General features: G+C 62.4%; 15 protein-coding genes. 5 read left to right on the forward strand and 10 right to left on the reverse strand.

Going from position 1 to position 15,279, the window contains the following annotated elements; genetic code table 11:
- Window positions 1-203: 203 nt before the first annotated feature.
- The 5 genes from AAGW23_RS08390 to AAGW23_RS08410 all read left to right on the forward strand — a co-directional run bounded on the left by AAGW23_RS08390 (window position 204) and on the right by AAGW23_RS08410 (window position 8,107).
- The gene (locus AAGW23_RS08390) at window positions 204-1,493 is read left to right on the forward strand and encodes a mechanosensitive ion channel family protein (protein ID WP_342406019.1); all 1,290 of its coding nucleotides are present in this window, start codon (window positions 204-206) and stop codon (window positions 1,491-1,493) included.
- Window positions 1,494-1,716: 223 nt separating this feature from the next.
- Window positions 1,717-2,901, forward strand: coding sequence for an efflux RND transporter periplasmic adaptor subunit (locus tag AAGW23_RS08395; protein ID WP_342406020.1), 1,185 nt, complete (start codon window positions 1,717-1,719; stop codon window positions 2,899-2,901).
- Window positions 2,898-6,065, forward strand: coding sequence for a multidrug efflux RND transporter permease subunit (locus AAGW23_RS08400; protein WP_342406021.1), 3,168 nt, complete (start codon window positions 2,898-2,900; stop codon window positions 6,063-6,065). The genes AAGW23_RS08395 and AAGW23_RS08400 overlap by 4 nt, the downstream gene beginning before the upstream one ends.
- Entirely contained in the window at window positions 6,058-7,533 is a 1,476-nt protein-coding gene (locus AAGW23_RS08405; RefSeq protein WP_342406022.1) for an efflux transporter outer membrane subunit, read from the forward strand. Before AAGW23_RS08400 ends, AAGW23_RS08405 begins: the two co-directional genes overlap by 8 nt.
- A 94-nt stretch (window positions 7,534-7,627) precedes the next feature.
- The gene (locus tag AAGW23_RS08410; protein ID WP_342406023.1) at window positions 7,628-8,107 is read left to right on the forward strand and encodes a DUF3597 domain-containing protein; all 480 of its coding nucleotides are present in this window, start codon (window positions 7,628-7,630) and stop codon (window positions 8,105-8,107) included.
- 195 nt (window positions 8,108-8,302) lie between these two features.
- Here the strand turns inward: AAGW23_RS08410 and AAGW23_RS08415 are convergent, their stop codons facing one another.
- From AAGW23_RS08415 to adk, 10 genes are all read right to left on the reverse strand, one after another.
- Window positions 8,303-9,115, reverse strand: a complete 813-nt coding sequence (locus AAGW23_RS08415) for an inositol monophosphatase (protein ID WP_342406024.1) — start codon at window positions 9,113-9,115, stop codon at window positions 8,303-8,305.
- Between the two features lie 161 nt (window positions 9,116-9,276).
- On the reverse strand, window positions 9,277-9,522 hold the full coding sequence (locus tag AAGW23_RS08420) for a DUF2789 domain-containing protein (RefSeq protein ID WP_200639074.1): 246 nt from the start codon (window positions 9,520-9,522) through the stop codon (window positions 9,277-9,279).
- Window positions 9,523-9,710: 188 nt separating this feature from the next.
- A complete protein-coding gene (locus AAGW23_RS08425) occupies window positions 9,711-9,971 on the reverse strand; it encodes a hypothetical protein (RefSeq protein WP_342406025.1) in 261 nt (86 codons plus the stop codon).
- 271 nt (window positions 9,972-10,242) lie between these two features.
- Window positions 10,243-10,662: an HPF/RaiA family ribosome-associated protein gene (locus AAGW23_RS08430; RefSeq protein ID WP_102835970.1), complete on the reverse strand. Its 420-nt coding sequence runs from the start codon at window positions 10,660-10,662 to the stop codon at window positions 10,243-10,245.
- A gap of 156 nt (window positions 10,663-10,818) precedes the next feature.
- Window positions 10,819-11,601, reverse strand: coding sequence for a class I SAM-dependent methyltransferase (locus tag AAGW23_RS08435; protein ID WP_200639072.1), 783 nt, complete (start codon window positions 11,599-11,601; stop codon window positions 10,819-10,821).
- A gap of 58 nt (window positions 11,602-11,659) precedes the next feature.
- On the reverse strand, window positions 11,660-12,352 hold the full coding sequence (locus tag AAGW23_RS08440) for an extensin family protein (protein ID WP_342406026.1): 693 nt from the start codon (window positions 12,350-12,352) through the stop codon (window positions 11,660-11,662).
- Window positions 12,353-12,412: 60 nt separating this feature from the next.
- On the reverse strand, window positions 12,413-13,288 hold the full coding sequence (locus AAGW23_RS08445) for a DUF72 domain-containing protein (RefSeq protein ID WP_342406027.1): 876 nt from the start codon (window positions 13,286-13,288) through the stop codon (window positions 12,413-12,415).
- 16 nt (window positions 13,289-13,304) lie between these two features.
- The gene (locus AAGW23_RS08450) at window positions 13,305-13,667 is read right to left on the reverse strand and encodes a hypothetical protein (protein ID WP_262366687.1); all 363 of its coding nucleotides are present in this window, start codon (window positions 13,665-13,667) and stop codon (window positions 13,305-13,307) included.
- A gap of 58 nt (window positions 13,668-13,725) precedes the next feature.
- The gene (tsaB, locus tag AAGW23_RS08455; protein WP_342406029.1) at window positions 13,726-14,403 is read right to left on the reverse strand and encodes a tRNA (adenosine(37)-N6)-threonylcarbamoyltransferase complex dimerization subunit type 1 TsaB; all 678 of its coding nucleotides are present in this window, start codon (window positions 14,401-14,403) and stop codon (window positions 13,726-13,728) included.
- 139 nt (window positions 14,404-14,542) lie between these two features.
- Window positions 14,543-15,190 carry an adenylate kinase gene (adk, locus tag AAGW23_RS08460; protein WP_102835965.1) on the reverse strand — a complete coding sequence of 216 codons (648 nt, stop codon included), beginning with the start codon at window positions 15,188-15,190 and terminating at the stop codon, window positions 14,543-14,545.
- Between the last annotated feature and the right edge of the window lie 89 nt (window positions 15,191-15,279).

The following is a 15,279-nucleotide window of genomic DNA, read 5'->3' on the forward strand; positions in this document are numbered from 1 at the left end:
CAGTAGGCATCATCTTTCTGATCGGTCTGTTGGTCGTGATCGGCTTGTTCGCGCTGATTTTCTAACGCCAACGAAAGACGATTGCATTGCAACCACGGTGCCTCGGTACGCACAACGGCACGTTGCAAGATTCATGAACAGGCCGCCGCCACCCGGCGGCTTGTTCGTTTCCGGCCCCTGCCCATCGAATGTTGATGATCACCATGTCTTCTCGCCTCGCCAACCCGCTTCCTGCCCTGCTACGTCCGCTCGCCCTGCTGGCGCTGCTTTGCATGTCGATGCTGCCAACAATGCATGTGTGGGCTCAGGAGGGCGTGGCAACCGTGCGCTTGGATGGCCGCGCGCTGTTCCGTATCGGCCCCAGCCAAGAACTCGAAGCGCGGCCACGGGCACGGCAGATCGAACGGCAATTGGCGGCCGTATTGGAGACGCCAAAGGGCATCACCCGGGCGCGCATTGAGCCAACCGAGTCGGAGGAAGATGAAGGGCTGCAGATCAGCGTGGCCGGCCGCCCGCTGATGGTGGTCTCGCCGGCCGATGCCGAAGCCAACGGCCTGCCGCTCGACCGGCTGGCCCGCGACTGGGCCGCGATACTCGACCGGGCTCTGGTAACGGCTGCCAAACGCCGGGATTCAGACCGTGGACGGTTCTTGACCTCGGTGCAGTCCAGCGTCGAAAACGCCTTTGCGCGCCTGGTCGAATCAGCGGTCAATATCATTCCGCGCGTACTGGCCGCCCTGCTGGTCCTGCTGTTGTTCTGGGGGCTGGCCACCGGCGTTCGTGCTCTGATGAAAAAGATCGTGGGTCACCTGGCGAATGATCTGACTGTCGAGAATCTGGTCCGGCAGGTGAGCTACTACGCGGTCTGGGTGCTCGGCATCATCGTCGCGGCGAGTGCTTTTGGCCTGGAGCCCAGCACCCTGGCCACCGGCCTTGGCCTGACCAGTCTGGCGCTGGGCTTTGCCCTGAAGGACATCCTCTCCAACTTCGTCAGCGGTCTATTGATCCTGACGCTGCGACCGTTCCAGCTCGGCGACCAGATCATCATCGGGGAAACCGAGGGCAGCGTGGAGCGCATCGAGCTGCGCGCGACCCAGATCCGCACCTACGACGGGCGCCGCGTATTGGTCCCTAACGCCGAGACCTTCACTTCGCGCGTCACCAACAACACGGCGGCGCCGATCCGCCGCGGCAAGGTGGTCTGCAAGCTGTACTACGGCATCGACATCGAGGCCATCAGTGCCGTGATGCGTGACGCCGCCCAACAGACGCCCGGTGTGCTGGCCACTCCGCACGCCGAGGTCCTGCTAAACGATCTAGGCGAAAGCCAGCTGGTCTTCGACGTGCTGTTCTGGTGCGACTCGCGCCGCTCGGATTTCGTCACCACCGCCTCGGAAGTACGCAAGGCGCTGGTCACCGCGCTGCGCTCGGCCGGCATCGCGCTGCCGGATCAGGCGCAGCAACACATTGTGGTACATACGCCGAAAAGCTGATCGCCGCTCCTCGTGTCATCGAGCGCTGCTGCATAAGCGCGTGAAGACAGAGCCGATCCCATCCCAGCCGCGCGCTCCTGAGCGCCGCCACGCCCTGATTTCGTTCCGACCACGAACCGAAACGGGCGATGAACCGGAACCGCACCAAGGTAACCGCGGTCGAGTGTAGGTCGGCGCGCTATACCGCGGCGCAGACGGTGCACGAGCCAAAAGGTCAAACTGAATGAGGCAGTTCCTACAAAACGCGGTGCTGGTGGGCGCCCTGTCGCCTCTACTGGTGGCCTGCTCCGATGACGATCAAGGCCAACAACCGGCCCCACCACCGCCCGAGGTGGAAGTCATAACGGTCGACCCTCGGCCGATCCCCAACATCATCGAGCTTCCAGGACGTGTCCAGGCTGTGCGCATTGCCGAGATTCGCGCTCGGGTCAACGGCATCATCCAGAAGCGGTTGTATGAGGAAGGCACCGACGTCGAGGTTGGAACGCCGCTGTTCCAGATCGATCCGCGAGAAATGCGCGCCAACCTGAAGGCCGCCAAAGCCGCATTGGAACGCGCAGAGGCAACAGCCTTGAACGCCGCACAGGATGTCAGGCGCTACAAAGGCCTGGTCGCCAAACAGGCCATCAGCCAGCAGGAATACGATACCGCGCAGGCGACTTTGCGCACGGCCAAGGCGGACGTATCGCAAGCCGAGGCTAACGTCCAGTCGGCTGAGCTGGATCTGGAATACACCACCGTCGAGTCCCCCATCGAAGGCCGGGCAGGCCGCGCTCAGGTCACCGAAGGTGCGCTGGTCAGCGCCAGCGAGGGCACCCTGCTGACCACCGTGGAGCAATTCGATCCGGTGTATGTGAACTTTGCTCAGTCCAGCTCCGATCTGTTGCGGATTCGTGCACAGCTCGCCTCCGGCGCACTGAAGCTACCGGAGGACGGCCGGGTCGAGGTCGAGCTGATCCTTGAAAACGGTGCCAAATACCCACAGTCCGGGTACGTCAACTTCTACGCCATGAGCATCGATGAGACCACTGGCACAGTGGCTGTACGTGCCGAATTCCCTAACCCGGACCGCCTGCTCCTGCCCGGTCAGTTCGTGAGGGCCAGGATGAATGCCGGCACCCGCGCGAATGGCGTGCTGATTCCGCAGCGAGCCGTCATGGTCAACGACCAGGCGGCGCGGGTCCTGCTGGTCGGCAACGACGACAAGGTGGCCTCGCGAGAAGTCGAGCTGGGTGAATTGCAGGGCAGCGACTGGGTCATTCGTGATGGCCTCGAGGCCGGCGACATAGTTATCGTCGAAGGCGGCGGCAGCGTCCGCAACGGCGCACCCGTGAGAACCGTCCCCTTCGAACGTGAAGAGCCGCCAGAGCCAACCGAGCCGTCGGCCTCTTCCGAGTCCGCACGATGACCCCTGCGTTCTTTATTCGTCGTCCGGTATTCGCCTGGGTCATCGCGCTGGGCATCTTGCTCGGCGGTGTCTTGGCCCTGCGTTCACTGCCGGTCGAGCAATACCCGAGCATCGCCCCACCTGCGCTGCGCATCGCGGTTACCTATCCCGGCGCTGACGCGTCGGTGCTGGAAACCAACGTGACCCAGGTGATCGAACAGGAGCTGAACGGCGTCGAAGGCTTCCTCTACATGGATTCCTCGAGCCGCTCCAACGGTAGCGCCTCGATCGAGCTGACCTTCGAGGCCGGTACCGACATCGACATCGCCCAGATGGAAGTGCAGAACCGCCTGAGCCGGGTCGAGCAGCGCTTGCCGGAGGAGGTTCGTCGCCAAGGCATCCAGGTTTTCCAGGCTTCGCGGGACTTTCTGCTGATTATCTCGCTGTTCTCCGAGAACGGCACCATGAGCACGCTGGAGCTGGGTCACTTTGCCACCACCCGCGTACTTGATGAGTTGCGCCGCGTGCAGGGCGTCGGCGATATCCGCGAGTTCTATACCGCCTATGCCATGCGCATCTGGCTCAATCCGGACCGACTGGCGAGCTTCGGCCTGTCCGCCGCCGACGTGCTGGCTGCAGTGCAGGAGCAAAACAGCCAGTCGGCCGGCGGAGCCCTCGGCGACCTGCCACTGGCGGAAGGCATCGAGATCAACGCACCGCTGGAAACCCGTGGTCGCTTCAGTACGCCTGAAGAGTTTGCCTCGATCATCCTGCGGGCGACGCCGGACGGCTCGGCGATACGGCTGCGCGATGTCGCGCGGGTCGAACTCGGCGCACAGAACTACACCTCGCGTAGTGAGCTCAATGGTCAGCTGGCCGCGGGGCTCGCCGTCCAGCTGTCCCCGGGGGCGAACGCACTGGATACAGCCGCAGCGGTCAAGCAACGGATGCGCGAACTGGCCGAAGGCTTTCCCGAGGACGTCGCCTGGACGGTGCCATTCGACTCAACGCCGTTCATCTCATCATCGATCCAGCAGGTGGTGGTGACTTTGCTCCAGGCGATGGCCTTGGTCGTGCTGGTGATGCTGTTGTTCCTGCAGAACTGGCGCACCACGGTGATTCCCACCATCGTGATCCCGATCACCTTGGCGGGCACCTGCCTCGGGCTCTGGATCGCTGGATTCTCCATCAACCTGCTGAGCCTGTTTGGCATGGTGTTGGCGATCGGCACCCTGGTGGACGATGCCATCGTGGTGGTGGAAAACGTTAAACGGATCATGGACGAAGAACAGCTGCCGCCCTATCAGGCGACAGTCAAGGCCATGGAGCAGGTCACCGCACCGATCATCGGCACGACCCTGGCGCTGATCGCCGTGTTCGTGCCGCTGGCATTCTTTCCGGGCTCAACCGGCGGCATCTATCGACAGTTCGCCGTGACGCTGTCGATTGCCGTGGCCACCTCGACGGTGCTGGCGCTGGTGCTGACCCCTGCGCTCTGCGCCGCGTTGCTCAAACCAAGCCAACCGGACGACGGCAAACCCGGTTTGAGTCAGCGGATCTTTGGGCCTTTCAACCGCTGGATGGAGCGCACCACCGACCGTTACCACCATGCGGTCGGCGGCATGCTCGCCCGGCCCCTCTGGTTTCTGCTGGCGTTTGTCGGCTTGCTGGCACTGACAGCCTTCCTGTACCTGCGGATGCCCAGCGCTTTCTTGCCCGATGAAGACCAAGGGTCTTTGATGACGGTGATCCAGGCGCCCGCCGGTGCAACGATCGAACGCACCGAGGAAGCCGTCGAACAGGTCAAGGCGTTCTATGCCGATCATCCATTGGTCGAGGACGCTATCACGGTCTACGGCTTCAGCTTTTTCGGCCAGGGCCAGGCGCATGCCATGTCCTTTGTAAGGCTGATTCCATGGGATCAGCGCACCGAAGACGGCAGCTCCGCCCAGGCACTGGTGCGCGAAGCCATGGGACGCTTCTCGCAAATCAAGGAAGCCCGCGTGTTCGCCTTGAATCCGCCCTCGATTCCTGGGCTGGGTGTCGCCGGAGGCTTTACCTTCAAGCTTGAAGACCGTGGCGGCGCGGGCTACGAGGCCTTACTCAATGCTCGCAATCAGTTGCTGGGCAAGGCCAGCGAAAGCCCTGTGCTACAAAACGTGCGACCAGAAGGCGCCGATGACGCTCCGCGCCTGCGGGTCAACATCGACCGCATCAAGGCACGTGCGCTGGGGCTTTCGATCAATGAGGTCAATGCAACGCTGGCGATCGCCTTCGGCAGTGCTTACGCCAACGACTTCAACCGTGATGGACGTGTCCTGCAGGTGCTGTTGCAGGCCGAGGCGCCGTATCGCATGACGCCGCAGGATGTGCTCGATCTGAAAGTGATCAACGACCAGGGCGAAAGCGTGCCATTTGGCGCCTTCACCACCGTGGATTGGACCGAAGGGCCGACCCAGTTGCAGCGTTACAACGGCTACCCGGCGCTGACCTTGTCCGGCAGCGCCGCACCTGGCTCGACCACTGGTGAAGCGATGACGGAGATGGAGCGGTTGGCATCCGAGCTGCCAGGCAGCTTCAGCTATGAGTGGACCGGCGCCTCGCTGGAGGAGCAGCAGGCCTCCGGACAAGTCGGTCTGTTGCTGGGGCTGTCGCTGCTGGTGGTGCTGATGGTCCTGGCCGCGCTCTATGAAAGCTGGACGGTGCCCATCGCGGTCCTGTTGGTGGTGCCATTCGGCGCGCTGGGCGCGGTGCTGTTTGCGATGATTCGCGACCTGCCGGCGGATGTCTACTTCAACGTCGGCCTGGTGACCATCATCGGCCTGTCGGCGAAAAACGCGATTCTCATCGTGGAATTTGCCATCGAGGAAGAAGGCCACGGCAAAAACCTGACCGACGCGGTAATGAACGCAGTGCGTCTGCGCTTTCGGCCGATCCTGATGACCTCACTGACTTTCATTCTCGGCATGCTGCCGCTGGTGCTCTCGACCGGTGCCGGCGCGGCTGGCCGGGTTGCGGTGGGCACTGGCGTCATGGGGGGCATGATTGTCGCCACCCTGCTCGGGTTGTTCTACATCCCGCTCTTCTATCTCTCTGTGCGTCGCTGGTTGACCAAGCGTCGACCACCGACCGCCGAAGACAAGGCGCACCCAGCCGAGGAAAAGGAGGCGCAGGACAATGCCTAGGTTTGCGCCCTTGCTGCTGATCAGCGTCCTGACGGGCTGCCAGCTCGCGCCGTCCCATGAGCAACCGCCCTCGCCCACCGCTGCGCAGTATCCGACTGAGTATCGCCCAATGGACGGCGAGGTGCTGGCCACCGAGATCGACTGGCGCGAGTTTCTTGAAGACCCAAGACTTGAGCTCTACATCGAGACGGCGCTGCGGCGGAATCGCGACCTGCAGATCGCCGTAGCCCGAATCGAAGAAGCCCGTGGTCAGTTCGGCGTGCAGGGTGCCGAGCGCTACCCGACGCTGGCTGCTTCGACCGACGCCAGCCGCGGTCGCTTTCCGGTCGGCAGTGCGGGTGCGGCTGGCGGCGCTTCCTCGAGAGCAGCCGGGGGGGCGAGCAGCCAGATCACCGAGCAATTCTCGGTAGGGCTGGGCATTTCCGCGTTCGAACTCGACTTCTGGGGTCGGGTGCGCAACCTCACCGAGGCTGCGCGCACGCAATACCTCTCGACAGTCGAGGCGCAACGCGCCTTCCGATTGTCGTTGATCGCGGATGTGGCCTCGACCTACCTTGCCGTGCGCGGCGCTGAGGCACGTATCGATCTGGCCGAAGCGACGCTGCAAAGCCGCCGCGACGGCCTGCGTATCGCTCGCGTGCGCTTCGAAGCGGGGATCACCTCGGCGCTGGATCTGAATCAGGCGCAGGCACTGCTGACCCAGGCCAAGACCGAGCTGGCCAGCCTGCACCTGATTCGTGCCGAGCAGAGCAACTATCTCACCCAGCTGCTAGGAGGGCCGCTGGAGCAGCCGTTGCCGGCGCCGCTACCGCTGACCAAGCAGATCGAACCGCTGCGGCTGGATGCAGGCCTGCCATCGGAACTGCTGCTGGTACGCCCCGATATCCTCGGTGCGGAGCTGAACCTGCGTGCGGCGCGCGCCAACATTGGCGTGGCGAGGGCTGCGTTTTTCCCGCAGATCTCGCTGACCGGCAGCTTCGGCTATATTTCCAACGAGTTGGACAATCTGGTTAGCCGTGACAACCGCACCTGGAGCATCGGGCCAAGCCTCTACCTGCCGCTGTTCGACTTCGGCCGCAACCGCGGCAACCTGACCGTCGCCGAGGCCCGTGAGAACGTCGCTGTAGCCGAATACGAAAGCGCTATCGAAACCGCCTTTCGGGAAGTGGCCGATGCCCTCGCCGGTCGCCGCTATCTGGCCGAGCAGGTCGCCGCGCAAGAAGAAAATGTCGCCACGCTGCGACGCATCGCCGACCTCGCGCGGGAACGCTACGCCGAAGGCGTAGTGAACTACCTGCAGGTGCTTGACGCCGAGCGCAACCTGTTCGATGCCGAGCAGGCGTTCATCGAGGTCAAGCGTGCTCAGGTGCAGAATCTGGTAAGCCTGTACATCGCTTTGGGCGGTGGCACCAACACTTCGTCAGCACCAACGGGCACAACCCAGCGCGCCGCGACCTCAAATCGCTAGCCCCTGTCGCTGCGCCTTTCCCGACCTGCGGCGGCGAATCCTCAACAGGCCTCAGTGGTCCAAAAATCACCACATCACGACCTGAGGAAATGAAATGGGCCTGTTCGACAAAATCAAAGACAAACTCGGCATGGGCGGCGTGAGCAACGAAGCGCACAAGCCGGTCGACCGGAACAACACGCCGAACCAGCATGCGCCGGATACGGTTGTTGATTCGGAGCGGCCTACCGCCGCGCACAATGCCACCACCACGCCACCCGGTGTGGCGCCCAGTCCTGAAGGGGTAGCTCACTCAACGGGTTCTTCAACCAGTGCCGTGGATGTTCCAGCAAAGCTCGACGCCATGGCAGCCAACCATCCAGAACAACTGAACTGGCGCACCTCCATCGTCGATCTGCTCAAGTTGTTGGGTCTGGACAGCAGTCTGGAATCGCGCAAAGAACTCGCTACCGAACTGGGCTGCCCGGAGGACAAGATGGGCGACTCAGCCCAGATGAACACCTGGCTGCACCGCAACGTGATGCACAAGCTCGCCGAACATGGCGGCACTGTTCCGCCTGAACTGCGGACCTGATAAAACTTTGATCCTTGCCGGGCGCTGGATACCCGGCAAGAGCCGTCTTACAGCAGGCTGGCGCCTACAAATTCGGTGCACACGCCCTGTAGGAGCGAGCTTGCTCGCGATCCACCTCAAGCGCCTCCTTCTACCGACGATCATGCAGATCCTGAAGCACCCCACTGGCTAGCCGAGACCAGCTAATGCCACCTATCAGTCGTCCAGCGAGGGTCCGATCATCTCGGCCAGCTGCGGATACACCCCAGGACAGGCGACAAGATAAGGATTGCCGAGCAGCAGTCCGTCATTACGAAAGAAGTCGTTGACCTGCCCGCCCGCCTCTTTCACGAGCACCAGCCCGGCCATGCAGTCCCAACTTTTCAGCTCCGTTTCGTAGTAGCCGAGCAGCCGCCCGGCGGCCACGTAGGCGGTCATCAGCGCGCCTGAGCCGTTTCGGAAGAACATGCCACCTTCGGCCAGCAGTTGTTCCATGAACGGAATGAAGTGTTCTTTGCCACGCGGATGGAACGTGCCGGTGGCGGTCACACCTTGCCCGACGTGTGTCGCCGTGCTGACCTTCAGCGGCGTGTCATTGACGAATGCGCCTCTACCCAGGCAACCATGAAACAGCTCGTTGTGGTTGGGGTCGGCGATAGCACCCAGGTGCGGCTCGCCGTCGATCAGAAGGCCAATCGACACGCACCAGTTGTGCAGACCATTGACGAAGCAGGCGGTGCCATCGATCGGATCGATGACCCAGACGCAGCGTGCACCGAGATCAGCCGAGCCACTTTCTTCACCAAGAAAACCATCCTCAGGAAAGAGCTGAGTCAACCGCTCTCGGATAAAGGCTTCGATCTGCTTGTCAGCAATGCTGACGACGTCCTGCAGATCGTCGCCCTTGTGTTCGACCGTCAGTGCCTCACGCTTGCGGTAGAAGTCCATGCCCAGCTGTGCGGCCTCGAGGGCAAGGGATTTGGCGCTGGCATAGCGCGCGTCGATATCGAGGAATTGCTCGGAAGTCATGACCGTCCTGTGAATCGGGTGCGCGGGTGCCGCGCGGAAGGCAGATTCTAGAGAATTGGTGGCAACGGTCATACCGGACGATGCCGCTTGCGCGCATTAACGCGCCGATAAACGTCCACCTTGAGCGGCTGACCAGGCGGAGCCGCTCATAATAGTCAATGCTATTCGTCGCCCTGCTCGTGCAGGCGCACATTGAGCTCATCGACCACCGGCGCCCATTCAGCGTCGTCCATCAACTGTTCCTTGAGAAACGAGCCTTGGGCGTCGCTCCAGAACGGCGCTTCGGAAACCTTCATATGGTTGGGGATCGGACGGTGGCTGGCGATGAAGGCGTCGATACTGGCCGGGTCGGAAGGCAGGCCAAGTTGCTCGAAAAGTGTACCGAGGTCTTTATTGGGTAATTCCATGTAAGGGCTCCGTCAGGCTATGCAGAAAAACTGGACCGCCTCGCTGGCAATCCTCTACTAGATAGAGGTGATGGAGCGCCGCACAGTTCAACCGGAAACAGGCACGGGACCCATAGAGGTCCATTTTCGTACCGAGCAGAAATAAAAAAACCCGCCGCAGCCAAAAGGCCGCGACAGGTTGGAAAAGGTCAAGCGGCCTTGTCGAAAAGCTGCCGCCCCTGATCGAGACATTGGTCGACCAGCCACTTGCCATGGGCGATGGATGCCCGCTGTGCCTGTTCGAGCTCCGCCATGAAGGCGTGCCCAACCGGAAGCGCCATGCGTCGGGTCGTCTGCCCCTGGGGATTTCTGATACGGCATCCGCCAGCCCAGGGCGTCGGCGTGCCTGGATGTTCCATTACCTCTGCGGTAATGACGTGGTCACGGTATTCACACTGCATCATGGTCATGGTGTCACCTCGCCTGCTGGTGGCACGGGTTGGCCGGAGCTCGCCCACGTGCCTGATGGCCCCCCTTTCCGTCCGTTAAGTTGCCGCAGAGTCTCGAGCGCACGATAGCCCGGCGTCCAATGCAGCTCCTCCATTGTGTATAGCACAGACACCAAGGCTCGCAGGCCCGGTCATCGGATCGACTGGGCCATGTGAGAACGGGCTATGGAAGGTCTTTAGCGGGAGGCAGGCTTCGCGGGTGAAGCCTGCCGTGTGCAGGGGACGACAGCAGTCAGGAGCTGCGCAGTTGCTCGTCGGCAAGAAAGTCTTCTTCAAGCAAGGCGTCACGGCCTTCGACTTCCAGGGTTTCGCCTTCCAGAGGCGTCGGGGCTGAGGCACGCTTGCTGCGCAGCTTGCCAAACTGATGATTCAAGGCATTGTTGAGCTTGTCGATGGCGCCATCGACCGCCAGTTCCAGCGAGGCCGCCTTGTGCGTGACCGATACCGGTTGCAGGCCTTTGGGTCGAGCCTCGATTTGGCAGCGCTTGTCCTGCGCGCCAGCCTTGACGCCGTTCTCGTCGTTCAGGTGCACCACGACGCGGGTGACTTCGTCGTCGAATCGATCCAGCTTGTCGGCAACACTGCCACTGACCCACTCAACGAGACGGGCGCTGCCTTCGATGTGGTTATCGCTATGAACTTGGATCTGCATATGCTCTTCCTTCTACGCGATCAGGTAACCACCGTTCAGCCACAAACGGCCTGATCTAGGAATGCCACTATTGTGCAGAATAAGCAAGACCAAGAAAGCCGCGTTTCGCTTGTGGTAAATGGCCGGGGTCTGGCGGTGTGATATCGAGAAATGGAATCAGCTGTCAGCGGACAGTTTCTTCTTCGGATAGATGTCGTAACGGCTGGACTTGCCCTCGAGGCTGTAGCCCGGCTTGGGTCCCACGATGGTGGGCGCTTTGCGTGGCCGCTTCACCACTACCCGATGGCTGGCCAGCGCCAAAGCCTGTTCGAGCAAGGCGCCCGCATCCAGATCGTCCCCGACAAAAGGCCGGAACAGGCGCATTTCCTTTTTCACCAGGGCGCTTTTTTCCCGGTGCGGAAACATCGGATCGAGATAGATGACCTGCGGCGGCTCGCCCTGCCACTGGCGCATCAACTCAATGGCATTGCCCTGCCGCAAACGCATACGTTCGACAATAGCGCGCACCTCGGCATCCTCACTACCGCGCCGCAAACCATCCTCCAGCAGCGCGGCAATCAAAGGCTGGCGCTCGAACAGCACCATTTCGCAGCCCAGCGTCGCCAGCACGAAAGCATCTCGGCCGAGGCCCGCGGTGGCGTCGAGCACACGGGGACGGATGCCGGGCTGGATGCCTACCGCCTTGGCGATCATCTGACCGCTGCCACCGCCGAACTGACGACGATGTGCAGCGCCGCCTTCGACGAAGTCGACCCGCACCGGCCCTGGCGCGTGAGGGCCGAGCAGCTGCAGTTGCAGGCCGGCCTCCCCGAGCTGCAGGGCGAACTCCGCCTCGTCCGCCTGCACCGGCAACCCCAGCCGCGACGCCCAGGCGCCGACCAGCTCCGCAAATTGCGGTGCGAGGGCTTCGATACGGACCAACGGGCATGAGGCGGTCATAGGGGAAACTCAGGGTCGGAAAAACGCCACATTTTGCCAGAGGCAACGCCCGGATGCCTCAGCGGCACATGCCGAAACCGCCCATATCCACATGGAAATGATCGTGATGAGCCGCGTTGTACTCAGGGCTCAGGGTGATCTTGAAAACATTGCAGGCAGCCGCCTTTACGTCGCGCAGGAAGTGCGCTTTGTCGTCATCGCCGTTCCAGTCGCGCGCAACGGTAATGCGCGTGCCGTCCTCCAGCCTGAAGCCGGCCAGGTCCAGCGCGTTTGCCGAAGCGTGCTGGCTTCGCCTGTTGCTTCGCGCGATATTGCGGCAGGCAAAGCTGCCGAAATGATCGACCCGAACCACAGGCTGACCGAAGACCCGCTGTGCGGCAGGCTGCAGACCATGCCTTTCGAACAGCGCATAAGCCGCGGCCAATGGACAGGTCGCCAGAAAAGCGCCGTTGAACCGCACGCCCGAGTCGCTGACGCGTACGGCATTTTCGACCGGGCAACCGGGCTGCGGGGTGCTGTCAGGCACAGCCACGTAGTTCAAGCCGGAGGTCTTCAAGGCTTGTTCACACAGTGCGCGATCCTGCTGCAACCGTTGCAGTTTGAACGAGGTCAGCAGGTTCGGCGCCTCGCGGATATCCAGTGGCGCCCAGGGGTTCCACTCCGCCGGGACGTCGACATGCCCACGCCAGACGGCGTAGGCGAACCCAGCCAGCGCGACGAGCAGCAACAGGAAGAAACGGCCGAAGGTCATAGGCGTTTCGGCAACGCCGAGACTTGAAGGTTGCAGCGCAGCCGCTAGCGCTCTGGACTTTCAGCGCTGCCCAGGCGGGCCGAGCAGTGAGAGCTGCGAATCGGTTTGCATGGGCGGCGCGGTCAACGGTGGCAAGCCTGGGAGCCGTGCGCTGAGCAGGTCATGGAAGCGCATGGCCAGGTCCGGCGCCAGCTGATTGTCAGGGGTATGCAGGTAAACATGCGGGCGCTTGCCCGCCTCTATCCACTCAACGACCTTGCTTAGCCAAGGGGCCAGAAAGCGATCGTTCGCTTCCAATTCGGGATGCCCGACGAATCTGAGCTGCGGAGATTCGCTGAACGCCGCAGGCCGCACCGGTAACCGTGGTTTCTTGCGCTGGGCGTGCAGCAACGCAGGATCGCTGGACCGGCAGCTGAACAGCGCACGAGTATCCATGCAGATCCGCTCGACGCCTCGCTCACGCAGCATCCGGTTCAACGCCCGCTCCTCTTCGCCTCTGGCGAAGAACGCGGCATGCCGCACCTCCACGGCAAGCGGGCGATCCAGCGTCTCGATCAGCTGCGCCAGCTCGTCAAGACGCGCCGGGCCGAACGACGCCGGCAGCTGCAACCAGAACGGAGTCACCCGTGATCCAAGGGGCGCCAGGAGGGTGCGGAACGAGCGGATCAGATCCTCGACTTCACGTAGATCAGGCGCCTGACTGATATCACGCGGCAGCTTGGCGCAGAAGCGGAAGCCTTCCGGCATCAGGGCTGCCCAGCGCTTGATTTTCTGCTCAGAAGGCCAGGCGTAAAGCGTGGTGTTGCCCTCGACCGTGTTGAACACCGAGCAATAGCGCGCCAGGTAATCGCTTGCGGGCAGCCCAGACGGATAGAGCGAACCGCGCCATCCGGCGTCGTTCCACGAGGGGCAACCGAGAAAATAGGGAAGGTTCAAACGCGTTCAATACGCCTCAGGCGTAGAGATCAAGGCCGAGCACTTCATGGGCGTCAAGGTCGGCCGTGAAGCTGGCGGTAGTGCCATAGCTCTGCAGCGCCTGGGTGGCACGGCTGGTGAGCGGACGTTCCATCATGGCTTCAAAGCGCGCCGGCATGAAGTCGCCGGAGATAACCGAACCGTAGTCGGCCGACTGGCTCTTACCGCCTCGGGCGAGGTGTTCGTAGGTGGAATCGGCCTGGCTGGCCGGCGTGACGATGGACTCGCGCGCCTGTTCCGCAGCCCTTTCGCTTTCGCGATAAGGGACCGGCGCACTGCCAGGATGGGCAGGACGTTCGATGGGATAGGCTGAGGGGGCGAGACCGTTGAGGCGCATCATTCACCTGTTCAAGTTCGTCGACTCTAGCGAGCCGATCCGCAATTGGCAATGCCGCTGGTCATCGCGGGACCTTAGGCGTAGCGACATTGTCACGCAGGTAGATCGGCTGGGCCTGATCGGCCTCTACCGCTTCCCCGCGCGCCCAGGCAAAGCCGGCCAGCGTGAGCAGATCCAACGCATGCGGCAGCAGGGTAGCGTCGCTTGCGGAGGTCTGAACGGCGAGCCGCGCGCCATAACCCCAGCCGGTGCCCGCACCGAACCATTGGCCATCGCTTGCGCGAGGCAAGCTGACCTGCTCCGGCGGCAACACCGCCTCGCTGCCAGCCAGCTGCATCTCACCCTGCTGAACCCGGTAGCACCCCCAGTAGACCTCGTCCATACGGGCATCAATCGCCACCGCAACCTGCTCAGTTCCCTGCTCTCGGTGCGCCCGCTGGGCAATGGTCGCCAGGGTCGAGACAGGCAGTACTGGCCGCTCCAGCGCGAACGCCAGGCCCTGCACCACACCAACCGCGATACGCACTCCGGTAAAAGCACCGGGACCACGGCCAAACGCCAGCGCATCGACTGCCGATAGGGCAATGCCTGCGTCGCTCAGCAGCGTCTGGATCATGGGTAGAAGACGCTGGGCATGCAGCCGCGGAATCACCTCGTAATGGCTCAACACTCGACCGTCATGCAACAGCGCGACGGAGCAGGCTTCGGTGGCGGTATCCAGGGCCAGCAGCGTGGTCATCAGATGTTCCGGTCGGCAGGGAAAAGGGGCGCGATTGTAGCAGTTGCGCTTGCGTCGATTGAATATCGAACTCCTTCGACGCAGATACCCAGAAAACAAAAACGGCCCGCAAGCGGGCCGTTTTGGACATCCAGAAGTGTCAGCTGAGCGCTGCCATCACCTTGGCGGTAATCTCTTCCACAGTGCCGACGCCTTCGACGCGGCTGCACTTGGGCGTGCCCTGCACCGCTTCCAGGTTCTGGTAGAAGGCGACCAGCGGCTTGGTCTGGGAATGATAAAGGCTCAGACGGTGACGGATGGTTTCCTCAAGATCGTCCTTGCGCTGAATCAGCTCTTCGCCTGTCAGATCATCGACTCCAGCCACCTTCGGCGGGTTGTGCTCGGTGTGATAAACGCGGCCTGAAGCCGGGTGCACACGACGACCCGACAGGCGACCGACGATCTCCTCGTCGTCTACCGCAATCTCCAGCACGTGGTCCAGGTGAACGCCCGCATCACGCAGCGCTTCGGCCTGGGGAATGGTGCGAGGGAAGCCATCAAAGAGGAAACCGTTAGCGCAATCAGGCTGCTGCAGGCGCTCTTGGATCAACGCAATGATGATCTCGTCGGAGACCAGACCACCACTGTCCATGACGTCCTTGACCTGCAGGCCCAGCGGCGATTCAGCCTTGACCGCTGCACGCAACATGTCGCCCGTGGAGATTTGCGGAACGGTGAACTTCTCGGTGATGAAGCGGGCCTGTGTGCCTTTCCCGGCACCCGGCGCTCCCAGCAGAATGATGCGCATGGAGTAAGTCCTCAAGTTTGCAAATGGATGCCGCCAGGATCAATGCAACGCACTTTCAGCCCTGGCGAATCAAAAAATCTGGTCTGCCG

This window comes from Stutzerimonas chloritidismutans (genome assembly GCF_038562055.1).
GTDB lineage: Bacteria > Pseudomonadota > Gammaproteobacteria > Pseudomonadales > Pseudomonadaceae > Stutzerimonas > Stutzerimonas chloritidismutans_A.